Origin of the sequence: Roseivirga sp., from assembly GCF_049099775.1 — a bacterium.
In the GTDB taxonomy this organism is placed as follows: Bacteria; Bacteroidota; Bacteroidia; order Cytophagales; family Cyclobacteriaceae; genus Roseivirga.
On sequence record NZ_JAGDZM010000004.1, the window covers coordinates 349,023 to 375,008 of the forward strand.

Below are 25,986 nucleotides of genomic sequence, written 5' to 3' on the forward strand. Positions count from 1 at the left end.
ACTAGTTTAAAGCATATACTCTCACATAATCAACTATGAATTGTTGCGATTCAATTGAAGGATCGATGGCACCACCCATTCCTCCGCCCATCGCTAGGTTCAGGATTAAGTTTTGTGGCTTAGAAAATGGCCATTCTAATTCATCACCAGTCTTATCATAAGTGTAGTAATGTTCTCCATCTAAGAATGCTTTAATTCCTTCAGGAGTCCATTCAATGGTGTAATTATGATAGGTATTGGTCATGTCAGCTATTTCTTTCACTGCCGTGATATGTGTACCTTCTTTAAAGTAATAAGTTCTTGTATGGCAAGAGGCATGATTGATTCCTGCGCCTGTCTCATCATTTATTTCACTTCCAACACACTCAAGTACATCAATCTCTCCGCAGTAGGGCCAAGATAATTCATCGCGATATTCATCACCGAGCAACCAGCCAGCTGCCCACGTACCGTCTTTTGAAGGCGCTTTTGCTCTAAATTCTATTTTACCATATAGAAAGCTAACTTTTCCACGTGTGGTTAACCTAGCTGAAGTCCACTCCTGACCCATATCGTTTTTGCGCGCTTCAATTATTAGATTGCCGTCTTCAACACGGGCATTTTCACGTCTATTGTCAGTATAGTATTGAGGTTCGTTATTGCCCCATCCCCAGTTACCAACATCATAAGTCCACTTTGATTCATCAGGAGCACCGTCTGTATCAAATTCATCTGACCAAACTAAATCCCATTGAGCTCCAGTAGTGTTTTGTGTTAAAGACTCTGGCGTATACTCATGATCTCTCATTTTAGTGAAATTAACACGGTCAACTTCAAGACCATCGCCCGACATATGTACTTTAATATTGTGAACGCCTTCGTTCATAGGGCTGCCATCTTTAGAAGAACCTACAAAACCATCGCTCTGGACTTGAATAGCTCCTGTAATATTATAAGTTCGGCCATCTGGGTTATCGTAATAATCTTCTACCCATACAGTTCCTTCTCCTTTTGTAATTACTTCGACTTTGTACCTTCCGACGCTATTAACATCCACTTTAAAAGTAGCCCAGCTGCTTCCAGTTTCGTTTATAACACCTTTTTCCACCTTTGTTAGACTACCTTCTGTCTCGACAAAATTTTCGACTTCGACAACAAAGCTATCATCACTAGATACTGCGGATGAGGTTGATTCATAAGATGCATTGCACCCAGAAAATATTACTGCTAAAGCAAGCAGCGCAGCTGATTTATATAGTTTCATTTTTAATACTTTACTCAATGAAAATCTACACGCCTTAACGACATGTCTTTTTATTTTTTGATCAAAATACTCTCTAGCTCTTCAAGGCTTTTCCCTTTTGTTTCAGGCACTTTCAAGATTATGAAAATGAATCCTAAAACAGCAAAAACACCATAAATAAGGAAAGTCATTGAACTTCCTAACGTGGAAAGCTCCCATGGAAAAACGGATTGTACACCTGCACTAACCATTGAATTGACAAAGCCAACAAAAGAAATTGCAATCGCTTTTATAGACAGCGGGAACAGTTCTGAAAAGAGCACCCACATGACTGGTCCAAGTGAAATGGCAAACGAAGCAATGAAACCTAAAATCCCAATAAGGATCAAAGTTGAATTCATTTCAATCGCTGCTGTGATTAATTCAGACTCGTATATTTTAGCTTGCTCATCTCCCAACGCTGCTCTAAGTGCTTTTTTATAGACTACATCATTTTCAAAAGTGTTGCCTACCATCCCATCTAGTTTTGCTAATTCGATTTCGGCTGAAAGATTGGCTAGGTTTTCTTGCTTCAATTCATATGTGGCATTATTGAACTCAAATGCGATTAAAAACATGAATATGGCAATACCTGCAACACCAAAAGACAGCAGTTTCTTTCTACCCAGTTTATCGATGTAGATCATGGCAATTATGGTAAATACTAGATTTACTAACCCAACAATAATTGCTTGCTGGAAGGCCGCATCTGTTCCTCCACCGGTTTGCTCAAAAATCATTGGAGCATAAAAGAACACAGAGTTAATTCCTGTGATCTGTTGAAGAATACCGACTACTAATCCAATGGTAAGAACAAGCCCCATAGCAGGCTTGAAAAGAGCACTTAATGGCGCTTTTTGTTGACCCTCATCAGAAGCCAACGCCTCTCTAACAGCTTTTGCGTCTGCAACTGCCTCTTCTTCACTTCTAAAAAGCTTCATTACTCTCAAAGCCTCTTCATGTTCTTCTTTCATTAAAAGCCATCTAGGACTTCTAGGCACAGCATATAAGCCAAAGAAATATAATATGGCTGGCAGCGCTTCTAAGCCCAACATCCATCGCCAATTATGCTCTGATATCCCTAAACTTTCAACCCATGTAGCATCAGAGTCGCCAAGAGAAAGAATTAAATAATTGGTAAAGAATGCTAAAGAAATACCTACTACGATATTCAGTTGATTGAAAGAAACCATTGTTCCTCTAATCTTAGGTGGTGCTATTTCGGCTATATACATTGGTGCCAGAATAAGTGAAGCACCAACGCCAATTCCGCCCAGCATTCTAAAGGCTAAGAAAAGGGTGAAATTCGGAGCCAAAGCAGATCCGATTGCTGAAATAGTGAATATGATGGCACAAGCTTTAAGAACAACCCTGCGACCAAAACGATCACTGATTGTACCAGAAAAAAGCATGGCTACTGCCGCTATAAAAGTTAGAGAACCAACTGAAAGCCCTAGCTGGGCGTCGGTCATATCAAACTCTATCTGAACAAATTTATTAACGCCGGATATAACGGAAGCATCGAAGCCCATTAATAGGCCACCTAAAGCTACAATAGCAGCAACTTTGTAGGTAAATCCTGATTGACTTTTCATAAGAAGAGGTTAAGTAAACGAACAGGTCTTATTGAAAGACCCGAACGTAATCTACAATTAAATATTGGGGAAATGTAGTAGAACTGTTTGGGCTACCAGGCCAATTTCCACCTACTGCCAAATTAAAAATAAAGAAAAAACTGTTTCTAAATTCACTGAGCTGAGCAGGTGTAGTATCTATTACATGATATTGTTGGTCATTGACTAACCACCTGATTTGGCTTGCGTCCCATTCAATAGAAAACACATGAAATTGATCATGAAATGTTCCAGAAGAAAGTGTGGTTTCACCTCCAAACTGAGCACGTTGACCATCATTTTCCCAGTGGACAGTGCCATGCACAGTACTTTCTCTGCCGCTACCTCCAATCATCTCCATGATATCGATTTCGCCAGAAGCAGGCCATCCAACCGTATTAAAGTTTGAACCAAGCATCCATAAAGCAGGCCAAATTCCTTGTCCTTCTGGCAGCGCAGCACGAATGTCAATTCTGCCATACCGGAAGTCTTGCTTGTTCATTGTTACAATCCTAGAAGAAGTATAGTTACTTCCGTTCAAGGACTGCTCTTTTGCCGTGATCACCAAATGACCATCTTGCATGGACGTATTCGAATTAGTATAGTATTGAAGTTCATTGTTACCCCAACCATTGGAACCCGTTCCGATCTCATACGTCCAATCTGAAAGATTCAAACTAGAAGATTCAAATTCATCAGACCAAACTAAAGTTCTATTCGCATAGCTTGTAGGACTCGTATACCCTGAAGTTGGAATGCTCACACTATCATCAGGACCATTATCTACTGGTCCACCTTCGTCGGAATCTCCGCAAGCTACCATTATTGATAGCAATAGCAGGAAGAAAATTTCTTTAGAAAATCTCATAGCCGGATATAAAAAAGTACCCGCCCTACACTATGAAGAACTTCACGGTGAGAGCGAGCACTAATTAAAAAGAGCGTCTTTATTGAGTTATCAATTTAAATTGCCACCAAGTTTCCCCACCAGCAAAGATTTGAACGGTCATTCTTTTGTTCGTTCCGTCATCAGAGTAATCTGATACGATGTAAGTTACATCAGCTGGCGCATCGCCTGGAGCTCCTAGTTCCACACCATTAGTTACTTTGGCTAAGCCCATATGAGCACCTTGACCGATAAGTTTCAAGTCAGTACCACTCAACTCGTAAGTATAAGTACCCATTCCGTCATGAGGAGCTACAAGGCTACCACAACCCTCTGGGTCCATTCCTTGCCAAGGCTCTAACCAACTTTCAGAACCCATACCCATTGTGAAATTACCACCATTGAAAGTATAAGTATCATCAAACAGGCAAGCACGGCCTGACACATCATCACTACTGCTTGACCACCATGAAACATCGCCTTGCCCAGGTCCTACGCCTAATGCACCAGCAACTGGCTCCAGCGTCCAAGTTCCTTCAACCTCAATTGGTACAGCATCAGGAGTACCTGATATCAAAAGGAATTCCCACCACGTTTCGCCTCCAGCAAAAATCTGAAGCGTCATTCTTCTTACATTCCCTTCTTGAGATTGAGCAGCAATTTCATAAGTCACTTGAGCGGGAGCATCTGCAGGACTACCAAGTTCAACGCCATTATGCGCTTTCACAAGACCAACAGCTGCACCTACACCTTCGAGAGTCAATTGATTATTCTGATAAGTATATGTGAAATCAGTAGAGCTTACAAAAGGAGCAACAGGTGCACCGCAGCCTTCAGGATCCATTCCTTGCCAAGGCTCTATCCAAGTAGCATCTCCTACGTCAACACTGAATGTACCAGTGGCATTACCAGTGAACGTATATACATCATCAAACAAGCAATCTCTACCAGTTACGTCTCCAGCACCACTTTGCCACCAGGCATTGCTACCCTGTGCGGGGCCTACTTTGAGAGCGCCAGCTACTGGTTCCAAAGTCCAATCACCTGAGATATCAAAATCAGGAAGTGGCAATTCTACAGTAAAAGAAGCGGTTTCGGTACTTTGGTTGCCATTAGAATCTGAAACAACTAAATCAATATCATAAATACCTACAGCAAAACCACCAGATACTGCAATATTGATAGTAGCAGCATCGCCACTCAATGATTCAGTTCCAGAGTTTATTACTGTACCATTACTACTTATTGACCATGTAGCAGTAGCCAACGTACTAATAGTACTACCTGTCACACCATCATTCACAACAGCAGTGGCCGAAAAGTCGGTGTTTTCCGTTGTTCCAGTATTAATAGTTAAAGATTCGATAACCGGCGGGCCATCGATAATCACGGGATCAGCATTACCGTTATCACATGCCGCAATGCCTACAACAAGGGCGAGTGAAAGGAAGCCTAGTAAAATTTTATTTTTCATAGCGTTTTATTTTTTCCTTAATGTCATGTAGAATTTCCATCCAAACAAAAAAACAACCACTACAAGAACTCATCATGGGGTCAAAATTAACTACTACAATATTACATCAATCGTATGCATAAATAGACAATAACGTTTATATTGACCATTATTAGATTACACATATTTATACAAGTCAAAAAGTGTATACTACAACGCATAACAGAAATGAGGCGGACCTACTAAGGCAAATCATAGTGAAAATCTCTTGTTTCCTTATTTTCATTTTACTCACCATACCCTCAATTAAGGGACAGGAGAACGCTATACAGGGATTACCTTTCATAAAGAACTATGGTCCTGATACCTATCAAGGTGGTATACAAAACTGGTCTATCGTTCAGCATGAAAATGGACTTCTATATGTTGCTAATAACCTAGGGCTGCTCGAATATGACGGTGATAGTTGGAGAAATTATGCGGTTAAAAACAGAACCAAGGTTAGAAGTATCTATATAGGTAAAGATGAAAGAGTATATGTAGGGTCTCAAAGAGACTTTGGATATTTCGCGCCCGATGAAAAGGGTGAACTTGGTTATTTCTCTCTTGCGGACTCACTCGAAAATAGTTTAAGGGATTTTGATGAGACTTGGAAAATATATGGTATAGGAGACAAAGTCTACTTCTGTACATTCAGTGAAATATTTATATACGATGGAAAGGATATCCAAGCCGTAACATCTGATTATTCCTTAGAAATCTCGTTCTTATTCGAAAATGAGCTTTATACTCAAGAATGGGAAAAAGGCCTTTCAAAGCTTATAAATGGAGTTTTATCACCAATTCCAGGTGGAGAATTCTTCAAAGACAAACGGATTTCAAATATCTTCCGATACGACAAAGATAATTGGCTGATCAGCACATTTTCAGATGGGCTTTACATGTATCAAGACGGAAGCCTCTCATCAATGGCTATTGATAAGGCTCTTGACCTTTCACAGCTTATCGTCAATTTTGCTACTCGACTTTCTAATGGTTTAATTGGCTTAGGAACTCAAAACGGCGGTCTACTGGTAATAGACCAATCCGGTCAGCTAATATACCAGTTTGATCAGTCAAGTGGACTCAAAGATCGTACAGTAAATTTCATCTATGAAGATTTACAAGGCAACCTTTGGCTAACACTTAATAACGGCATTTCAAGAGTTGACTTAAACTCAGGTTTTAGCAGAATTGACGATAGGTTTAATTTGAGTGGATCAGGATATGCTGCCAAAAAAACTTCTCAAGGGGTCTTTTTAGGTACAAATAATGGACTATACAAGTTTGATGAACAAAGAAAAATCTACAAACTTGTTCCCGGAACCTCAGGTCAGGTTTACTCAATCCAAGAATTAAGTAATCGCATCTTTATTGGGCATCATAATGGACCCATTGAAATAGTAAATGGTAAAGCTAGATTTCTGCACACTGAAAAAGGTGCGTGGGTATTTAAACAGCACCCTAATAATCCTGACATAGTTTTACTTGGCACCTATTTGGGCATCAACAAATTTAACTTAAGGACAAATGAGTTTGTTAAAATTCAAGGTTTCGAGGAGTCTTCTCGGGTTATGGAATTCGATGGAAACGACCTTTGGGTAACGCAAGGATATAAAGGGGCATTTAGGCTTACATTCTCACCATCTGGAGATGAGATAGAAAGTGTTAAGTTATATAACAGTGAAAACGGCTTCCCTTCAGACCTCCTTATAAACGTCTTCAAAATTGATGATCAGCTGATTTTTACTTCTGATAGAGGATTCTTTCAATATGATACCTCTAGTGACAGTTTTACTAGTCTTATGCCTCTTAACGAGCTTGTTGGTGCAGATGCTTCTATTGTTGATATGGAAGCCGATGAATTTGGCGACATTTATTTTATAGAACGCAATAAACTTGGTGTACTGAAACCTAAAGGAAGTTTTAGCTATGAGCTTTTAACAAAATCATTCAATAAGGTAAATAATTTGTGGAATGATGATTTAGGCAATATATCAGTACTTGATGACGAAAACATTCTTATTGGAGCTAAAGAAGGTTTTATTCATTATGCACCAAAGAAGGATCAAATCAAAAACAACAACTTCAATGTTATTTTGAGAGAGATTAGGAATGCAGGTGTAGAGGAGAATATTTTGAATTATGGCCACCCTAACCTTGCAAGTGAATCATCGAGAGCATCGTTTTCTTACAAACAAAACTCTTTTCAATTCTCGTTTGCAGCACCACATTTTGAAAGTGATGGGCAGATTAGTTACCAATATAAGCTCGACAACTTTCAAGATGAATGGTCGGACTGGACAGCTTCTAATTTTAAAGAGTATACTAACCTAAGAGAAGGCAATTATTCATTTTCGATTCGAGCAAGAAATATCTTCGATCAAGAAACTGACGTTATAAGCTATTATTTTAGGGTATCCCCTCCTATTCATAGAACAACCTTTGCTTACACCCTCTATGGTCTAACAGCTTTTCTAATGATTTTTAGCGGCTTCAAAACAGTGGATGCTAGGCATAAAAAGAAAACTCAAGCTATTGAAGATTCTAAAAACCAAGAAATTCAGCAACGAGACTCAAAAATCCAAGATATTACTCAAAAGTCCACTGATGAGATTGTTAGGCTCAGAAACGAGAAATTACAAACAGAAATTGGGCTAAAAAGCCAAGCATTAACATCTTCTGCAATGCACCTTATTCAAAAGAATCAACTGCTGAATCAAATAAAAAACACACTTAAAAGCTTAAACAAGGAGCAAGAAGACAAACAGTTGGTTAAAGAATTGAGCAGAATCGTAAGGTCAATTGACAAGGACTTATCTACGGGCACTCAGTGGGATCAGTTTCAATCCAATTTTGATCAAGTGCATGGAAACTTTATCACCCGCTTAAAAGAAGCTTATCCAGGTTTAACACCTCAAGAATTGCGTTTTAGTGCCTATATAAGAATGAACTTAAGTACTAAAGAGATTGCCAACCTACTCAACATATCAGTTAGAGGTGTTGAAATTGGACGGTACAGAGTAAGGAAAAAGCTTGAGTTAAAACGAGAAAATAACTTAAGTGATTTTATTCTTAGGTTTTAGTTTACCTCGACGAATCTCGAATTATTACTCTAGAATCAAACTTTCTATTTCGCAAATGCGGTGGAATATGACGCTTTTGAATTACTTTAAAGAGAAGTTCGGCTGCAGCCTCCCCCATTTCTATGGGTTCATGTGTAACACTAGTCAAATGGGGCTCAACAATTTCGCAAAGATTACTATTTCCAAAGCCAACTACAGAGACATCACGCGGTACGTTTAAGCCCATCTTCTTTAGTTTCAAGATGGCCTCTACCGCCAATTCATCACTGAATGTAAACAAAGCGTCAGGCGAATTCTTAGGATCTTTAAACATATCCTCGATAATTCCTTCATGTGTTTCATCCGGATTTGTAAAGACAACAAAATCCTCATTCATCTCATAAGCATATGTTTTGAGGGCTTCAAGATAGCCTTCATAACGACGCTTACTAATGCCGAGTTTATCTGGTCCACCTAAATGTGCTATTCGCTTTCTTCCTCTTTTAATCAAATGTTCTACCGCCTGAAAACCACCAGTAAAATCATTTGCTTCCACCGTTGGCATATCAAAACCAGGCGCAACTCGGTCGAACAGCACAAAAGGCGTGTCATATGCCTCTAGTGTTTCGAGGTGTTCGTAGTCATTTGTTTCACTTGAAATAGATAGTATCACTCCTTCTACCTTACAGGACAAGAGTGACTTTATCTGATCAACTTCGTTGTGATAAATTTCATTCGATTGACAAATAATGGTAAAGTATCCCTGATCTGTTACGACTTTTTGAATACCGTCTATAGCCGAAGCGAAAAACGAACTGGTAATATGAGGTACCAAAATACCAATGGAATTAGATTTCTTGGTACGCAAACCAGCAGCAATGAAGTTTGTCTGGTACTTCATCTCTTTGGCCTTTTCAGCTACAACCTTTTTTGTTTCTTCACTTATGTTTGGATGATCATTAAGTGCTCTTGAAACAGTTGAGGGTGAAATCTTCAGTGCCGTAGCGATATCTTTTATAGTGATTGCCATAGTTATTTCTCTTTGGGTTTTGCATGAGAACCATCACAATACGGAAAACCTTCAGAACGGCCACATCTACAGAATGACAAGGTGCCTGCTATTTCTTCGGTTTTCTTACGATGATGAATCGTTGCTCCCCCCTTTATAATTAATGGACCTCCATTTATTAAGGTAACATCAGTTTGATTAGTATGAGTATCCTTAAAACGAACCCCTTTAATAGCTAAAGCTTTCGAAGGGCAGTCACGAACAGTATCGACAATTGATTTGGAATCGCTTGCCTCTACATTTACCCAAGGTCTTGCCTTTAAATCAAAAACTTCTGGCAAGCCTCTTAGGCAAATGCCTGAGTGAATGCACTTGGTGGCCTCCCATGTTACTGTTAAGTCTCCCGAAGAATATTCTTTGATTACCGACTGATCCACAATTATTTTTAAGTCTAGGATTGAAATTAAGTCAAAAACCTCAGTATTAGAAACACTTAAGTGAAGATAATTGTTTGTACATATTTTATATACATGTATACTTCTTCATATATTTATATGAATTTATATTTATGCAAACGTTGCATTTCAGAGGATACGAAGTTTCTCCATTCCAACTGCTTTTCAGATAGGGCTCCATGAAAGGTTTCTCGGTCGTATAAGGCAGATTTTCTTTTAAATTCTGATAGTAAAAATTTAATGCTTTTTCGATACTCAGATAGTTTTGTAATGCCTTGGTTGCCCATAGCCTCAATCTGTTTCCTAAGTTTTCGACCATAGAGTTCGGCTAAGTCAAAATGTAAACGTTCATGTTCAAAGAGTTGATCGTCATCTGTAGTTGTTGTCCAAGACTTTCTTCTTTTAAAAAGCACATACACTTGAAAATTGGGCTTCCCCTTAGTTATGCCACCACGTATGGAATGCGTAACGGCAGTTAACGCCGTAACCCCTAAATCAATCGAATCAGATTTTACCAATAAATAGTCATCCCACGTCAACGGTCTATTTTCGTCCCAAACAACATACTGCTTCGGGTCAACTTTCAGGAAGTTACCTTCTTGTGCCCAACTGTGAACTGAAACGAAAAATAAAAAGATGATAAACCCAGTGTTTATGCCAATGCGCATATACAAATCAACACGCATTGCTTCAAGATTTCAAATTAAAATACAGGAAGTTGCAAAATATTATACCCTGAAAATCATCATCATGTTTAGAAACATCACAGCAAGGTATTCTCAAAAAGAGTAAACCTTTTTAGAAACCCGTGTTCATCCATCTTTAATCGGTATCTTTGCAGTTCATGAAATTCGAAGAGTACCGCATTGCAGATGGCATAAAGGCCAGTATTTCACAACTTGGTTATAAAAAGCCAACTGACATTCAGTACAAGTCTATTCCAGCCATTCTAAAAGGCGAAGATGTTTTGGCGATTGCGCAAACAGGCACAGGTAAAACAGCAGCTTTCGCTATTCCAATTCTTCATTTGCTCAGCGAAAGGAAATCCATGAAATTGAGGCCTGATGGAGTAAAATGCTTAGTGATGGCGCCTACTCATGAACTAGCACAACAAATAGAAGGCGTTTTCAGGAAACTTGGCAAAAATACAAGACTTAACATTCTCTGCATTCATGGTGGGGTCGATCAAGAGCCTCAAATCAAGAAGCTGAATAAAGGCGTAGATATTTTAATTGCCACACCAGGCCGAATGTTTGACCTTGAAAGTCAAGGTGCCTTACGGTTGAACCGTGTGGAAGTTCTCGTTCTGGACGAGGCAGATCATATGCTTGACTTAGGCTTCATTAAGGACATTCGCCAATTGATGTACCATTTACCAAAGAGGCGTCAAACATTATTCTTCTCGGCTACTATAGACGAGGCTATAAAAAAATTGGCTTACTCCCTTGTCACCAACGCCATTAGAATACAAATCTCTCCAAAAAATCCTGTTGCCAAGAACATTGAGCACGCGGTAGCTCATGTAGAAATGGATCACAAACGTTTCTTTTTAGAGAACCTAATCAATAATGATCCGGAAAAGAAGATGCTGGTCTTTGTTAGAACTAAAGTTCGTGCCGAGCGAGTTAAAAAAGCCTTAGGCCGAGTGAATTTAAATTCAGACACTATTCATAGCGACAAAGAACAGGCTGATCGAGAAAAGACAATGGCTCGCTTTAGAAATGGAGAGACCAAAGTGCTGATCGCAACAGATATCAGTGCCCGAGGAATTGACATTCCTAATGTTGAATACGTAATTAACTATGATTTACCCGATTCTTCTGAAAACTATGTGCACCGGGTAGGCCGAACCGGAAGAGGTAGAGAAAAAGGACAAGCATTTTCGTTTTGTGCTTCAGAAGAAAAAGATCTTCTAAAGGAAATCGAGGATAACTTAGGTCAACCAATCGGTAGACTATCGCTATCGAAAGGCGATTACCAAATGGTTTTAGATACTACCGAAGACACAACGGATAACTGGAAGCAGCTTATGAAAGAAGCAGAATCTTCCAAAAATAACCGTAGAAAGAAGAAGAAAAAGTAATCTCCCCTCCTTCAATTTATTTCGAGATTTTTTACGATTCTCATGCATCCCTTTAAAATTTCCTGAGTCTCTAATTCAGAATTTTTATTAAAACTGCAATTACGAATAATATATTTCTATATATTTACTGCAATTACGAATAATATAAAAATGAAGAAAACGAAACTAGGTGAGTTTGAAGAGCTAGTACTGATGACAGTGGTAGTGCTACAAGCAGAAGCATATGGGGTTGAAATTAAACGAGAATTAGAAGACCGTTTAAAAGAAACCCTCAGCGTAGGTTCCATCCAGTCGGCATTAAAGCGAATGGAAGAAAAAGGTTTCCTCAAATCAGAATTTGGAGAAGCTAGCCAAAAAAGAGGTGGTAAAAGAAAACGCATCTACCAAGCAACTCCCCATGCACACAAAGTGCTTCAAGAAATGAAAGATGTACGCTCTCAACTTTGGGCATCAATGCCCAATATGGTTACTGGCTAATGGAAGTCAGTCAAAACGATATCCTACCACCTCGATGGTCACTCCGGTTGCTAAGACTGTTCATAAGAAAGCAATTTCTAGAAGAGATAGAAGGCGATATGGAAGAGGTTTTTATGGATGATCTGGATCAACATTCAATTAAAAAAGCTAAGTGGAACTACATATTAGGAGTTTTCAAACTAATGAGACCCTCTTTAACTAGACTACTTAGCGGAAGTCAAAAACTCAATTATCTCGGCATGTTACAACACAACTTACTAATCACTCTAAGAGGCTTTAAACGTCACAAGACCTCATTCTTTATCAATTTAATTGGTTTATCAACAGGTTTAGCCGCTTCATTGCTCATTTTTCTATGGGTAAATGATGAACGATCTGTTGATACATTCCATGAAAACAACGATCAACTTTATTGGGTTTTCGCGAATTTTCAACTGCCCAATAGTACGGCCACTTGGAATTATACATCTGGACTAATGGGGGAAAGCATGAAACAAGACTTCCCAGAAGTAGAAGAAGCTGTGACTATTGGGAATACAGGTTTCTTTAAACCAAAAGGTATTGTTTCAAATGGCGAAAGTAATTTTGAACTAGACGGTCTTTTTGCAAGCAAAAACTTCTTTGATATATTAACCTATCCCCTGCTTATTGGTAATCAGGAAAACATACTCGAGGACAATGAATCCATTGTTTTGTCCGAAACAATGGCTATGGCCATGTTCGGCAATTTGGAAAGTGCCTTAGGAGCTACCGTTGAATGGGAGAATCAGTTCTTTAATAAAACCTTCATTATAAGCGGAATATTCCAATCACCTCCAAAGAATGCTACAAATCAATTTGATGCAGTAATTAATTATGATTTACTAGTTCAAGCCGACCAGTGGGCAGCAGAATGGAATGGAGGTTATGCACAGAACTTTTTAGTACTTCAGAAGGGCACTAACATTGAGGAGTTCAATGCTAAAATTGAAAATTACATGGATGATAAAATAAACAATGACAGGTTTACTCTTTTTGTCCAGCCTTACGCCAAAAACTATCTCTATGGTGAATATGACAACGGTGTTCAAGTGGGTGGAAGAATTGAAAATGTACGCCTGTTCACTATTATCGCCATCTTTATTCTACTAATTGCCTGTATTAATTTCATGAACCTTTCTACTGCTCAGGCTTCAAAAAAGATGAAGGAAGTTGGTGTAAAAAAGACTATTGGAGCTAACAAAGGATCACTCATATTCCAGTTTCTCGGTGAGTCTATTTTACTAACGTCTCTTGCAGTTATTGTGGCTATTATACTCGTAAATCTATTCCTTCCTCAATTCAACGAGATTACATCTAAGGAACTTGAAATTAATATCATTGACTTTATTCTACCATTAATTGGAATCACGCTGATAACAGGATTCCTAGCAGGTAGCTATCCTGCATTCTACTTATCTGGCTTCAAGCCTGTCGCAGTTCTAAAAGGAAAAATTTCTAACCTGAGAGGAGATGAATGGATTAGAAAAGGGCTTGTCATAACTCAATTCGTACTTTCCATAATTTTCATTATTGGAGTAATTACTATAAACAGGCAAATAGAGTTTACACAAAGTAAAGACCTAGGCTACAATCGCGAGAACATAGTGACTTTTGCAAGAAAGGGCCAAATCAATGAGAATGCTCAAGTAATGCTTTCGGAATTACAGAAAATCCCCGGAATTGAGAGTATTGCGAATATGGCAGGGGATTTTTTATGGGGAGAAGACAGTGGCAGTGGTTACTCTTGGGATCCGTCAAGCAAAGACGATGATAATCATCTTTTTAAGTCACCTAAAATTGGATATAACATTATAGAAACTTTGGAAATAGAAGTCATCGAAGGAAGATCATTTTCAAAAGAGTTCATGGATGATGAAACAAAAGTAATTATCAATGAATCTGCCGTTAAACTTATGGGGATCAAAGAACCTATTGGTACAATACTAGATTATGGAAGCGGAGGTACAAGGGAAATAATCGGTGTAGTAAAAGACTTTCAGTATGGTTCAATGCACCAACAAATCGAACCACTTCTTTTTCGTTTTAGAGATTGGGGGCGAAATTTTGTAATAAAAATACAGACCGGCACCGAAGCTGTTACGCTTCAACAAATAGAAGAAATTTATACGCAGTTTCATCCTAAATATGACTTTACCCCTACTTATTTACAAGATGATTATATGGCACTCTACAGCACAGAAAGCAAAGTTGCTGCTCTGGCCAACTACATGGCGCTTATCGCCATTTTAGTCTCCTGTCTAGGGCTATTTGGACTTGCTACTTTTACTGCTGAACGAAGAAGTAAGGAGATTGGCATACGCAAGATTTTAGGAGCAAGTCATATGGTCATCATGAAGATTCTAACAGGTTCATTCACAAAAACTGTTTTAATTTCTGTTCTTTTTGCTCTGCCACTAGGCTACATTCTAGCAAATAACTGGCTCAATAATTTTGCCTATACAATACAATTGGAGTGGTGGATTTTTGCCCTTGCTGGGCTATCAGCATTACTCATAGCTTGGATTACAGTAAGTTTTCAAACGTTCAAGGCGGCACTGGTCAACCCTGTAGAATGTTTACGTAATGAATAAGAAAACACCTCCAAAATGGTCAAGGAGAATACTTTCTTATTTTCTTCGGAATGAATTTTCAGAAGAAATAGAGGGCGATTTAGAAGAACTTTTCAGAGAAAACGAATTGAAGTATTCTCTCAAAAAAGCCCGCCGAATTTATAATAAAGAAGTCATTAAACTCATTCGTCCGAACCTTATTAAAAGTTTTACTGGCGATCAAAAACTTAACAACTTTGGTATGTTACAACACAACTTAATTCTTACCCTGAGAGGCTACTTACGCCATAAAGGTTCATTTCTAATCAACTTAACAGGTCTTTCAACAGGCATAGCTTGTACCCTACTCATATACTTATGGGTCAACAGTGAGTTACAAATGAATCAGTTTCATGAAAACAATAATCAGCTCTACCAAATTATATCTAATAGTACCACTACAAATGGCATTCTAAGTAATCATGCCACGCCTGGTGACTTGGCTGAAGCCATGAAAGAAGAGCTACCGGAGGTAGAAATGGCGGTTAACCAAACTTGGACCAATACTTTTACTCTTTCTTACGACGAGACCAACCTGAAAGCCGTAGGTCAGTATGTTGGTAAAGACTATTTCAATGTGTTTTCATATGAATTAATTCAAGGAGACAAATCCGACGTATTATCGGAACAAAGGAACATACTCATCTCAGACCAACTGGCATACAAGTTATTTGGTACCCTAACTGATGTGGTTGGAAAAACAGTTAAATTTCAGCAATTCCGAGACTATTCTGTATCAGGTATCTTCAAAAAGCCTCCTTCGACCTCTTCCTATCAATTTGATTTCATTATGACATTCGAAGAGTACAAGGAGCTGAACTCATGGGTTCTTAACTGGAAGAATAATGGCCCTTCGACTTTTGTTGTGCTTGCCAAGGGAACTGACATTGATGCCTTCAATGATAAGATTAAGGACTTTATTAAATCACATAATGGTAATGAAAATACCACTCCAATGGCCACGCTCTTTAGTGACCTTTATTTACAAGGTAAATTTGAAAATGGGAAACCCGTTGGAGGTAAGATTTCCGATGTTAGAACATTTTCAATAATTGCCATAGTCATCTTAGTAATAGCCTGCATTAATTTCATCAACCTAACCACCGCTCGTATTTCAAGAAGGGTCAAAGAAATTGGCGTCAAAAAGACTCTAGGTGCCAGTAGAGAATCACTGGGAATTCAGTTTCTTTTTGAATCATTTGCAATATCTACTCTTTCACTCATGGTAGCTTTAGTGTTGGTTTCAGTAGCGCTACCCGAATTCAGTAACATTACTGGTAAGGAACTGAAAATGGTATTGGATAATGACTTCATACTGACCCTATCCTCTGTTCTTATCATTACGAGCTTTATTGCAGGCAGTTATCCTGCCATCTATTTATCGGCAATAAAACCAATGAATATTTTGAAGCCACAATTGAACAATGGTTTTGCTGATTTTTGGATTAGGAAAGGACTTGTCGTAATCCAGTTTTCAATCTCTATCATGTTAATTGTTTTTGTCATGGTAGTTAACAATCAAATTCAGTTGACAAGAGACAAAGACATTGGATTCAATAAGGATAATGTACTTTATTTTGAAGCAGATGGTCAGATAGAGTTAAAAATGGAGACCTTTCTACAAGAAGTAAGCAATATCCCGGGGGTAAAAACAGCATCTAGTAGTGCACATAGTTTTGTCGAAGGTGGCTATACTGGTCTTACTTATAATGTAAGCTGGAATGGGAAAGATTCGAAAGAGCCAATTGGCATGGAATATATGCGCGTTAACTATGACTTAATAGAGCTTCTTGATTTAGAGATCCTAGAAGGCAGGTCATTTTCAAGAGAATTCAAATCTGAATATAACAAAGTCATATTCAATGAAAAAGCAATTGCTATTATGGGTTTAGAAAACCCTATTGGTGCAACTGTGACAATTTCGGGCAAGAACACTCAAATAGTTGGTATAGCCAAAGACTTCAATTTCAAGACATTTCATAAAGAAGTTGGGCCAGCTTATTTTGTTTTAAAACCTGATGATACTTGGCTTATCATGACAAAACTAACCAGAGGCAGCGAAGCTAAAACCATCGCAGGTATCGGGGAACTTTACTCGCAATTCAACCCAGGTTTTCCTTTCGATTTTAGATTCTTAGATCAAGATTACGAAGCCCAGTACAAGAGTGAACAAAGAGTCGGGGCACTCTCTGAATACTTCTCAATGATAGCCATACTCATTTCATGTCTCGGATTGCTAGGACTTGCATCTTTTGCCACTGAAAAGCGCATAAAAGAAATAGGCATTCGTAAAGTTCTTGGCTCAAGTCAATTGGAAATTGTAAGAACGCTCTCGAAGGAGTTTACACAAGTTGTAATCGTAGCCATTATCATTGCATTACCGATCAGCTACATTATTGCCGATAATTGGTTAAGCAAATTCGTTTTTCGAATTGAGCTTGGCTGGTGGTTTTTTGTTGCAGCAGGAGCATCTGCCCTACTTATCACTTGGATTACCGTAAGCTTTCAAACCTTAAAAGCCGCTAGATCCAACCCCGTTGACTGTCTAAGAAATGAGTAAACAGGGTTCTCCACAAAATTATAGTCCTCCGCGGTGGCTTTTAGCCATTATCAGGTTTTTGGTCAAACCTGAATACCTAGAAGAAATTGAAGGGGATTTAGAAGAAGTCTATTATGATTTCAGAATTGGAAAAGGAAAACGAAGGTCAGACTATCTATTTCTTAAAGAAACAATACGCATACTTAAATTTAATCTAATCAAACCGGTCATGTCAACATCAAAAACAACAAGCTTAACTCAGTTATTCTATAATATTAAATTCTCATATCGAAGTTTCAGCCGTCATAAAACCTCGTTTTTCATCAACATTGTGGGGCTTTCAACAGCGCTTGCAGCTGCTCTGGTTATATTCCTATGGGTAAATGACGAAAAAGGTGTTGATGCATTCCATACTAAAAATGGCATAGTCTATCAGGTTTTAGAACACGAAATAAATCCAGAGGGCCTAGAGACAAGCTTTGGTACTGCATTCATATTATCAGATGCTCTGAAAGAGGGTTTCCCCGAAACAGACAAGGTTGTAACGGTCGGTAACGGTGAAATGAGTCGAAATGCCATTTTATCAATAGATGACAAAAAAACATTGGCCAAGGGCATCTTTGCAAGTCAAGAGTTTTTCGAAACTTTCTCGTTCCCTTTGGCTTCTGGAACTGCTAATGAGGTATTAAGCATAGAAAATTCAATTGTCCTGTCGGAAACGGTAGCAATATCCCTTTTCGGATCGATTGACAAGGCAATAGGCCAATCCATCAAGGGAAATCGTGCTCTTTATAATGCTTCGTACATAGTAACTGGAGTTTTTGAAAATATTCAGAGTAATTCTACAATTCAATTTGAATATGTTGCCAATCATAGAATGGCACTTAAATATGAAGATTGGCTTAGAGACTGGTATGCAGGTGGTGCAATTACTTACCTAACCTTAAATGATGGAACCGACCTTACGGCTTTCAATCAAAAACTTAGAAAGTTCATTGCTAACAAACCAGGTCGCGCCGACGACGAATTGGAAGCCTACCCCTTCAAAGACTTGTACTTGAAAGGGGAATTTAATAATGGGATTCAAACCGGCGGACGTATCTCTTATGTACGAATCATGACCTTGGCAGGAGTTTTCATTTTGTTCTTGGCCAGTATCAACTTTATGAATCTAGCCACTGCACAAGCATCCAAAAGGTTAAAAGAAGTAGGAGTAAAAAAGGTGTTTGGCGTAAAGCGCAAAACACTCATTGCACAGTTCTTAACAGAATCATTTTTAATAACCAGCATGTCATTGCTGGTGGCTTTGGGTTTAGTAGCCCTTTTGCTACCTCAAATAAACCTAGTCATAGAAAAAGAACTATCCGTCTTTGAGAGTGGAGAAGTACTACGTTTTAGCATCGGTACTTTACTTATCATTTCATTTCTTTCTGGCCTCTACCCTGCTTTTTACTTATCTAAGTTCAATTCTAAGGATATGATTAGAGGGAAACTTAAACGGGGTATTAATGATATATGGATACGAAAAGGACTCGTCGTTTTACAATTCTCAGTATCTACCCTATTTGTAACAGGGTTCTTAATTCTAAACAATCAGATAGAATTCATAAGAGAAGTAGATCTTGGCTACAATCGAGATAATCTTATCCATTTTACTTTTAGCGGCACCAGTAAAAGAAAACCATTTCTCGATGAACTTAATAAGCTTCCTAACATTGTAAGTACCACTAGCCTTTATGGAGGTAGTATTGCTAAGCTTAATGGAGCTGGAGGCGGATTTAGCTGGGGGAACCCAGTAGAGGATGAAGAAATCGATTTCAGAAGACCTCAAGTAAGCTACGACTTTTTCGAAACGCTAAAGATTCCGCTTGTGGAAGGAAGAACCTTCTCTCGTTCGTTTCAAAATGAAGAGAATACGCTAATCATCAACCAAGCCGCAGCTGATCTCATTGGCATTAAAGACATAGTAGGAAAAACCATTATGGATGGAAGCAAGGAAAAACAAGTCATTGGAATCGTAGAAAATTTCAAAATCCAATCGCTTTATGAGCCACTACAGCCAGCCATTGTCAGGTTTATTGGTAAAGGAAATGGAAACCACCTGATGGTTAAAATCACAAACGAAAACCAACCTGAAACCATAAAAGCGATAGAAGCACTGTACAATAAGTTTGGCCCAGAATATCCGTTTAACCCACGTTTTGTCAATGACCAATATGATCAGGTTTATAACGCAGAAAGTAAAATATCGATACTCTCAGCCTACTTTACCATAGTGGCCATTCTGATCGCTTGCTTAGGCCTTTTTGGTCTTGCTACCTATAACACCGAAAGAAGAATCAAGGAAGTAGGCATTAGAAAAGTACTTGGATCTAGTACACTTGGGCTGGTAAGACTTTTATCTGCCGATTTTATAATGTTGGTCACTATTGCGTTAGTTGTGGCACTACCTGTAAGTTATTTCGCTGCCAATAATTGGCTCGACAATTTTGCGATTCACTATGAGCCAGGGTTAGCACTATTCGCCATAGTGATTTCGGCTACTTTAATTTTATCTATTACGACGGTAGGCTTAAAAACATTAAAAACAGCCAACGCAAACCCTGTCGATTCTCTTAGAACAGAATAAATCAACAGTCAAAAAGTGTGTTAAAGTAGATAAATGATTGAAAAGTGTTGTTAAATTGATCTAACAACACTTTTCAATAAACACATGGTCAGAAGAACACATCTCATTTTAATTTTAGCATGCATACTAGTAAGCTGCAAAAAGGAAAAATCACCTCTTGATAAGTTCAAATTAGTAACCGAAAAAGATAAAGTCCATGAATTAGTCGGCAAGAAGTTTCCTTCAAAAGTTCTGGCTAGTTTAAGCGGCAAGGATGTTAGCCTTTCAGACTTCGAAGGAAAGCCTACAATGATTAATCTTTGGTTTGTCGCTTGTGCTCCATGCATTGATGAGATGCCTGTATTGAATGGAATTAAGGCGAAGTATGAAAAAGACGTAAATTTTCTATCAATCACTTTTGATAAGAAGGAAAGGGTGAATAAACTCTTGGAAAAACATGATTTTGACTTTTTCCATATTGTTGAGGCCAAGGATTTTCTTGCAGAAATAGGAGTTCAGGGATATCCAAAAAATATATTCCTCAATAAAGAGGGTATTATCGAACGGATAGAAGGTGGTATTCCTTACACACCTATTGATGGTAAACTTGTTCGTGGAGATGGCAAAGAGTTTTACGATTACATCGAAGAGCTTCTTGCGCTCTAAACATTCACCTTTTTACACCAAAAAGTTAATCATTGAAGTTTATATAGCCTGAAGCTCAGAAAGTCTTCTTTATTTTCCTCACTTTCCGGGTGATTGACCGATATGTAAAGTCCCTCTTTGCCCACAAAAACATTGCTCACCTCTGATTTTGAATTTTTAGAGAACTCCTGTTCTCCTAATACAATCATATCCTTCGATAAAATCATAATAGAATATTTAGTAGGGAACCTAGCCAATAACCTCAAATCTGTTTCATTCTCGATCTCTACTTTCGGAAAAGAAAACCTATAATAAACCTCTCTATAGGGATCGTAGATTAAGTTGCCATAATGTGCGCTTGTAGCAAAATACTTGGTTCTATTAATTCTATCACCTCCAAGAGGCAAGGCCTCCCATTTGGTAGAAAGGGCTTCACTCCTTGCTGGCTTTGCTTGTACTGGTGAATTAACCGGTTTTGAAAAATAGATATTATGATCACCCCAGAAGCTATAAGCCATACCACTCTCCGTTGCAGTGAAACTAAACTGAAAATGCTTTCTTACATCACTCCAGTAATCATCTGGAAAAGTAGCGTCTAGTAAAGATGTTTCACCACTCTTTAAATCGATCATGTAGCTAGTATGCCTAACACTTAATTCGTCATTAGAAATGGTACTATAATTGCCTTGGTAGAGTGTTTTGACCAAAAGCTTTCCATTCTTTAGAAATGGCCTTGCTGAAAAGAAGGTGGATGACACGGTAGCATTGCCATAACCATCTGGAACATTATAATCTATACGCTGGATACTACGCTTTTTAGCATCAGTTATAAAAAGTCGGTTACCACTGTTTGGGAATAGTAAAACACTATCTAGTCGGTGCACATAAAAAGAGGACAAACTGCCCACTCCTGCTGGGCCTTCTGCTTCAAAGGTTAAGCGCTCCACTAGTAATCCGGTTTGAAAATTAAAGACCTGAATTTCATTTTTACTTGAACTCAAAGAGAATAGAAATGCTTGAACAGAATTCTCATCAAAAAAGTACTGCAAACCATCACTTACATTTGAGGTAGACTTATCTAATCCAAATACTTTTAAAGTGTCTGTAGCAAATAATGTAGACGTACCTTTTTCTTCAGTATCAACACAAGAATAAACAGATAACAGTAAGGTTAGAATTAAGACTATATGGGAATTTCTTTTCATAAGGAATTTACCTTCAGCAGTAATACAACTATAAATTTAGTAGAAAGTTCTGAATGTTTAAATCATCAAAAATTCCGTACATTCCATTCCCACCGAATCGATATATCATTTTTAGAGAAAAACAACTCACACAACAACCGCACAGCCATGAAAACCGCTACTTATAAGTTGCTATTGACCATAACCATATTTCTTTTAACTGAAACCTTATGCAGGGCACAGTCAACTCAATATGTCATTAATAGATTTAGTACGCCATTAATGCAAAAAGCTACTGCCCAATCTGACACGCTAAAAATGATTAAACCAGGGCTTAGTTTGTCTATAATTCCATCGACATCAAAACCAGATTCGGTAAGGTATGAGGCTAATAATATGTCTTTGGCTGGTTTCTGGCTTAAGACAACTTTTAAGGGCGCGACAGGCTATGTTTTTAGTGCAGATTTATCATATAATATGCCTGATGTAAAACCCCTTAAAAACAATTACGAATTAGAGCTTTATAAAGTGTCTATTTTAGGTCAGAAACTTGACTCTACCGAAGTGACTCGAAAAGTGCAGTATAATCCTGAAACAACAGTTGATTTTACTGAAAACTATTTCCAATACGAATACGGAAAAATAGTCGAATCTTGGTTTGATGGGTGCTTTTACCAAGAGTTTCATCTCGATGGAAATCAATTAAATCTAGCATTTCACTTGTTAAGAAATAGACTTAATAGTTACGGCATAAATTACGAAACGGGAGCTTTCGTTGATACACCAAGACTTATAAAGTCATCAACAGACGAATTTCAATTCGAGATGTCATACGGTGCGGCTGATGACATTAAAATCATTTACAATGTAGAAGAGAAAGTAACCGAAATAAGTTTCAGTAGTTGTACTTAAACCTCTGCTAGGTATTCGTGTACAAACTTGATGGCCATGGCGCCTTCACCTACAGCTGAAGCGACTCTATTCATAGCGCCTGCTCTAACGTCTCCTGCAGCAAGAATACCTGGAGTGCTCGTTTCTAGTAGATAAGGCTCGCGCTCTTTTTTCCACAGTTTCTTATGATCAGGGGCTTTCTGTAAATCTCTACCCGTAATCACGAATCCACGATCATTTTTCATAATCTTATCACCTGTCCAGTCAGTATATGGTTTGGCCCCTATAAAAATCAATAAAGCACCCGCAGGTTTTTTCACAAGTTCTTCGGTATCAATGTTTTTCAGCTCAACACACTCCAAATTACCATCGCCAACCGCACCTTCAATCACCGTTCTTGGTAGGAGCTGAATATTTTCCGTGCTCTCGATTTGATCAATGAGATACTGGCTCATACTCGATGATAAATCGGGCTTACGAATCACAATGTGCACATCGCAAGCAAACTTAGCCATATACATGGCCGCTTGACCTGCAGAATTCCCTCCTCCTACTATGTAAACATTCTTTCCTCTGCATGAATTTGCCTCGGTGGTGGCTGCTCCATAATAAATACCTTTTCCGGTAAAGTCGTTGATACCTCTTGATTCTAGCCTTCGATATTGTACCCCCGTGGTGATAATAACAGCTTTCGTATTAATCTTCTCTCCGCTCTCTAAATGGACAATTTTATAATTATCCTGCGTCTCTATACCTGAAACAGTCTTAGGCGAAAGAAACTCAATCCCAAACCTTTTGGCTTGAGTAATAGCTCTATGTGTTAGATCCGCTCCTGAAAGTCCTTTCGGAAACCCTAAATAATTCTCTATCCTGGAACTTGTTCCTGCCTGACCTCCCGGTGCATGCTTTTCTATCATTAAGGTTTTTAGACCTTCAGAGCCGCCGTAAACTGCAGCGGCCATGCCTGCTGGCCCAGCCCCGATGATAACCACATCATACATTTCATCAGTGACCTTGGTTTGAAGACCAATTTTGGCACCTAACGCTTCCATTGTAGGATCTTTCAAGTGCGAACCATCTTCAAAGAACACAGCAGGTAGGTCATTACGTTCTATGTCAGCTAGCTTCAAAAGCTCACCTCCCGCTTCCTCAGTTTCAATGTCTAACCACTGATAAGGCATTAAATTCCGAGAGAGAAAGTCTTTTATATCATGTGATTTTGGGGAATACTGATAGCCAACTACTCTTATTCCTTTAAATACCGGGGTATGGATGATTTGCCATTCGTCCAGCAGATCATTTACCGTTGGGTACAACTTCTCTTCTGGAGGATCCCAAGGTTTATTCAAGTAGTAGTCTAGCTGAACATCATTTATGGCCTTTACGGCTGCTTCAATATCAGAGTAAGCAGTAAGTAAAACACGCTTGGCGATCGGGTATAGCTCTTTTGCCTTTTCTAAAAACTCTACACCCGTCATCTCGGGCATTCTTTGATCCGAGAGAAATAAGGCTACGTCTTCTCCACGTTGTTTTAGCTCTTTTAATGCTTCAAGAGCCTCTTTCGCTGAGGTGGTACTCATCACGCGATACCCCTTTCTATACTCTTTTCTTACATCTCTGCGGATAGCCGCTAAGACTTGTTCATCATCGTCAACAGTGAATATTATTGGTAGTTTTGACATGTGTGTGGTTACGCGTTAATTGGGAAACAAAATTCGAATTCAGTATGACCGGGCTTAGAATTTAACCTGATATGACCTTTGTGCCTGTCGACAATATTTTTGACTACTTCTAGCCCTAAACCGGTTCCTTTACCAACATCCTTAGTTGTAAAGAATGGCTCAAATATTCGGCTTTGAATATCCTCTGGAATACCCGGGCCTGAATCTTTAATAAAGACCATTAAGTTTTCAGCGTTTTTGGTAGTGGTTAATTCCAAAGTGCCTCCCTCTTCCATGGCATCAAGTGCATTATCAATCACATTTGTCCAAACTTGGTTTAACTCACCTGACACGGCATTAATGTTTGGTAAAGCAGTGTCTAGATTCTCCACCAAACTCACTTTATTCTTCTTGAACTTGTGATTCAAAATAGTAATCGTACTATGCAACCCTTCATGCACATTTGTTGGCTCAAAATCGGTAGAGCGATCCATATGAGAGTAACTCTTTACAGAATTTACCAATTTCGAAATTCGGTTGGAAGCTTCTTTTATTTCTCCCACCATTTTCTCAGTCGTTAACACATTGTCAACCCATTCAATAACTGATGGAAATGTTTCCGCTGTCAGACCATTCTGTAAATCTTCAAGATCATCAACACAAAAGCCAAATTCTGCTAACGTTTCACTCAGTGCAAAGCAATCGCCATAGCCATTATCCTCCAACCAGTCAGTCAAATCATCCTCACGATTCGTTCTATCCATCAGTGACTCTGACTTATTAACGCCATTAGCAATCTTAGAGAAAAGAATATCGTTCACAAGATCGACCTGTTCGTTGGTCACTTTCATGGATATAACGCGCTTGAATTTATCTGGCACTGTACCCAAATGACTTTGCAAGGATTCGGAACTTCTAACAATAGCCGCTGCAGGATTATTTAGTTCATGGGCCAAACCGGCAGAAAGCTTACCAAGGGCCATCAATTTTTCATTCTGTTGCTGGGATTTCATACTGCTTCTTACACGATCTGTCATCATGTGCACTAGCACTTCGGTAAAGTCTTGACACTCGCAAATCATGGCATGAAAAAAGGATTTATTGAGCGTAAACAGCATAGAATCCGTCATAACACGTCCGTTTGCTGAAGAAGATTGTGCACGGCTGTAAGGAAGTGCTCCAGAGATGTCACCAGCATTTATCCTTCCCATCTCCATATATTGACCATTCCTTTCCATCATAAAGCTGATACTTCCTTCAAACATGATGAATAGCGTATCTATCGTATCTCCCTTTTTAAAGAAGTCTTCACCCGATTTGATGTTATACAGTTCACCTCTTTCTACTACCCATTCTATCTGTTCACGAGGTACGCCTATAAGAGCAGGGAACTTAGAAATTTTTTCGACTATGGTTTGCTTGTCCATGACTATGAAACTATCAATTCTTTAGATTAGTTTCCTGCAAATAGTATGATTTATTTCCTT

At 38.6% G+C, this 25,986-nt stretch carries 18 protein-coding genes; 8 read left to right on the forward strand and 10 right to left on the reverse strand.

The window, feature by feature from the left end:
* Position 1: 1 nt before the first annotated feature.
* From JXQ92_RS05985 to JXQ92_RS06000, 4 genes are all read right to left on the reverse strand, one after another.
* Positions 2-1,243, reverse strand: coding sequence for a glycoside hydrolase family 16 protein (locus JXQ92_RS05985; RefSeq protein ID WP_421985685.1), 1,242 nt, complete (start codon positions 1,241-1,243; stop codon positions 2-4).
* Positions 1,244-1,293: 50 nt separating this feature from the next.
* Entirely contained in the window at positions 1,294-2,856 is a 1,563-nt protein-coding gene (locus JXQ92_RS05990) for a sugar porter family MFS transporter (RefSeq protein ID WP_421985686.1), read from the reverse strand.
* 28 nt (positions 2,857-2,884) lie between these two features.
* The gene (locus tag JXQ92_RS05995) at positions 2,885-3,742 is read right to left on the reverse strand and encodes a glycoside hydrolase family 16 protein (RefSeq protein ID WP_421985687.1); all 858 of its coding nucleotides are present in this window, start codon (positions 3,740-3,742) and stop codon (positions 2,885-2,887) included.
* A 79-nt stretch (positions 3,743-3,821) separates the two neighbouring features.
* The gene (locus tag JXQ92_RS06000) at positions 3,822-5,234 is read right to left on the reverse strand and encodes a hypothetical protein (protein ID WP_421985688.1); all 1,413 of its coding nucleotides are present in this window, start codon (positions 5,232-5,234) and stop codon (positions 3,822-3,824) included.
* A gap of 236 nt (positions 5,235-5,470) precedes the next feature.
* Here JXQ92_RS06000 and JXQ92_RS06005 point away from each other — a divergent pair, with 236 nt between their 5' ends.
* Positions 5,471-8,338 carry a triple tyrosine motif-containing protein gene (locus tag JXQ92_RS06005; RefSeq protein WP_421985689.1) on the forward strand — a complete coding sequence of 956 codons (2,868 nt, stop codon included), beginning with the start codon at positions 5,471-5,473 and terminating at the stop codon, positions 8,336-8,338.
* Position 8,339: 1 nt separating this feature from the next.
* Here JXQ92_RS06005 and JXQ92_RS06010 read toward each other — a convergent pair whose 3' ends face one another.
* The 3 genes from JXQ92_RS06010 to JXQ92_RS06020 form a co-directional block, all read right to left on the reverse strand.
* The gene (locus tag JXQ92_RS06010) at positions 8,340-9,347 is read right to left on the reverse strand and encodes a LacI family DNA-binding transcriptional regulator (protein WP_421985690.1); all 1,008 of its coding nucleotides are present in this window, start codon (positions 9,345-9,347) and stop codon (positions 8,340-8,342) included.
* 2 nt (positions 9,348-9,349) lie between these two features.
* A complete protein-coding gene (locus JXQ92_RS06015; RefSeq protein WP_421985691.1) occupies positions 9,350-9,763 on the reverse strand; it encodes a (4Fe-4S)-binding protein in 414 nt (137 codons plus the stop codon).
* A 113-nt stretch (positions 9,764-9,876) separates the two neighbouring features.
* Positions 9,877-10,467 (reverse strand): DUF922 domain-containing protein, encoded by a 591-nt coding sequence (locus JXQ92_RS06020; RefSeq protein WP_421985692.1) that lies wholly within the window; start codon positions 10,465-10,467, stop codon positions 9,877-9,879.
* Between the two features lie 158 nt (positions 10,468-10,625).
* On the opposite strand from JXQ92_RS06020, the gene JXQ92_RS06025 reads away from it, so the two are divergent.
* The 6 genes from JXQ92_RS06025 to JXQ92_RS06050 all read left to right on the forward strand — a co-directional run bounded on the left by JXQ92_RS06025 (position 10,626) and on the right by JXQ92_RS06050 (position 20,784).
* Positions 10,626-11,864, forward strand: coding sequence for a DEAD/DEAH box helicase (locus JXQ92_RS06025; RefSeq protein ID WP_421985693.1), 1,239 nt, complete (start codon positions 10,626-10,628; stop codon positions 11,862-11,864).
* Positions 11,865-12,014: 150 nt separating this feature from the next.
* Positions 12,015-12,341: a PadR family transcriptional regulator gene (locus tag JXQ92_RS06030; RefSeq protein ID WP_421985694.1), complete on the forward strand. Its 327-nt coding sequence runs from the start codon at positions 12,015-12,017 to the stop codon at positions 12,339-12,341.
* A complete protein-coding gene (locus JXQ92_RS06035; protein ID WP_421985695.1) occupies positions 12,341-14,953 on the forward strand; it encodes an ABC transporter permease in 2,613 nt (870 codons plus the stop codon). Before JXQ92_RS06030 ends, JXQ92_RS06035 begins: the two co-directional genes overlap by 1 nt.
* Entirely contained in the window at positions 14,946-17,531 is a 2,586-nt protein-coding gene (locus tag JXQ92_RS06040) for an ABC transporter permease (RefSeq protein WP_421985696.1), read from the forward strand. The genes JXQ92_RS06035 and JXQ92_RS06040 overlap by 8 nt, the downstream gene beginning before the upstream one ends.
* A complete protein-coding gene (locus tag JXQ92_RS06045) occupies positions 17,524-20,139 on the forward strand; it encodes an ABC transporter permease (protein ID WP_421985697.1) in 2,616 nt (871 codons plus the stop codon). The genes JXQ92_RS06040 and JXQ92_RS06045 overlap by 8 nt, the downstream gene beginning before the upstream one ends.
* 84 nt (positions 20,140-20,223) lie before the next feature.
* Positions 20,224-20,784: a TlpA family protein disulfide reductase gene (locus JXQ92_RS06050; protein WP_421985698.1), complete on the forward strand. Its 561-nt coding sequence runs from the start codon at positions 20,224-20,226 to the stop codon at positions 20,782-20,784.
* A gap of 29 nt (positions 20,785-20,813) precedes the next feature.
* On the opposite strand, the gene JXQ92_RS06055 is transcribed toward JXQ92_RS06050, so the two are convergent.
* A complete protein-coding gene (locus JXQ92_RS06055) occupies positions 20,814-21,968 on the reverse strand; it encodes a DUF4221 family protein (protein WP_421985699.1) in 1,155 nt (384 codons plus the stop codon).
* Positions 21,969-22,115: 147 nt separating this feature from the next.
* Between JXQ92_RS06055 and JXQ92_RS06060 the strand changes: the two genes are divergently transcribed.
* Positions 22,116-22,859 (forward strand): hypothetical protein, encoded by a 744-nt coding sequence (locus JXQ92_RS06060; RefSeq protein WP_421985700.1) that lies wholly within the window; start codon positions 22,116-22,118, stop codon positions 22,857-22,859.
* On the opposite strand, the gene JXQ92_RS06065 is transcribed toward JXQ92_RS06060, so the two are convergent.
* The gene (locus JXQ92_RS06065) at positions 22,856-24,520 is read right to left on the reverse strand and encodes an FAD-dependent oxidoreductase (RefSeq protein WP_421985701.1); all 1,665 of its coding nucleotides are present in this window, start codon (positions 24,518-24,520) and stop codon (positions 22,856-22,858) included. The two genes, JXQ92_RS06060 and JXQ92_RS06065, sit on opposite strands and share 4 nt — an antisense overlap.
* A gap of 8 nt (positions 24,521-24,528) precedes the next feature.
* Positions 24,529-25,926: an ATP-binding protein gene (locus tag JXQ92_RS06070; RefSeq protein ID WP_421985702.1), complete on the reverse strand. Its 1,398-nt coding sequence runs from the start codon at positions 25,924-25,926 to the stop codon at positions 24,529-24,531.
* Between the last annotated feature and the right edge of the window lie 60 nt (positions 25,927-25,986).

Bases quoted from the DNA above. Each gene is read 5' to 3' on its own strand.
- JXQ92_RS06025 (WP_421985693.1), top strand. From the start codon at position 10,626: ATGAAATTCGAAGAGTACCGCATTGCAGATGGCATAAAGGCCAGTATT.
- JXQ92_RS06055 (WP_421985699.1), bottom strand. From the start codon at position 21,968: ATGAAAAGAAATTCCCATATAGTCTTAATTCTAACCTTACTGTTATCT.
- JXQ92_RS06060 (WP_421985700.1), top strand. From the start codon at position 22,116: ATGAAAACCGCTACTTATAAGTTGCTATTGACCATAACCATATTTCTT.
- JXQ92_RS05990 (WP_421985686.1), bottom strand. From the start codon at position 2,856: ATGAAAAGTCAATCAGGATTTACCTACAAAGTTGCTGCTATTGTAGCT.
- JXQ92_RS06035 (WP_421985695.1), top strand. From the start codon at position 12,341: ATGGAAGTCAGTCAAAACGATATCCTACCACCTCGATGGTCACTCCGG.
- JXQ92_RS05985 (WP_421985685.1), bottom strand. From the start codon at position 1,243: ATGAAACTATATAAATCAGCTGCGCTGCTTGCTTTAGCAGTAATATTT.
- JXQ92_RS06000 (WP_421985688.1), bottom strand. From the start codon at position 5,234: ATGAAAAATAAAATTTTACTAGGCTTCCTTTCACTCGCCCTTGTTGTA.
- JXQ92_RS06050 (WP_421985698.1), top strand. From the start codon at position 20,224: ATGGTCAGAAGAACACATCTCATTTTAATTTTAGCATGCATACTAGTA.
- JXQ92_RS06070 (WP_421985702.1), bottom strand. From the start codon at position 25,926: ATGGACAAGCAAACCATAGTCGAAAAAATTTCTAAGTTCCCTGCTCTT.
- JXQ92_RS06045 (WP_421985697.1), top strand. From the start codon at position 17,524: ATGAGTAAACAGGGTTCTCCACAAAATTATAGTCCTCCGCGGTGGCTT.
- JXQ92_RS06030 (WP_421985694.1), top strand. From the start codon at position 12,015: ATGAAGAAAACGAAACTAGGTGAGTTTGAAGAGCTAGTACTGATGACA.
- JXQ92_RS06065 (WP_421985701.1), bottom strand. From the start codon at position 24,520: ATGTCAAAACTACCAATAATATTCACTGTTGACGATGATGAACAAGTC.
- JXQ92_RS06010 (WP_421985690.1), bottom strand. From the start codon at position 9,347: ATGGCAATCACTATAAAAGATATCGCTACGGCACTGAAGATTTCACCC.
- JXQ92_RS06020 (WP_421985692.1), bottom strand. From the start codon at position 10,467: ATGCGTGTTGATTTGTATATGCGCATTGGCATAAACACTGGGTTTATC.
- JXQ92_RS06040 (WP_421985696.1), top strand. From the start codon at position 14,946: ATGAATAAGAAAACACCTCCAAAATGGTCAAGGAGAATACTTTCTTAT.
- JXQ92_RS05995 (WP_421985687.1), bottom strand. From the start codon at position 3,742: ATGAGATTTTCTAAAGAAATTTTCTTCCTGCTATTGCTATCAATAATG.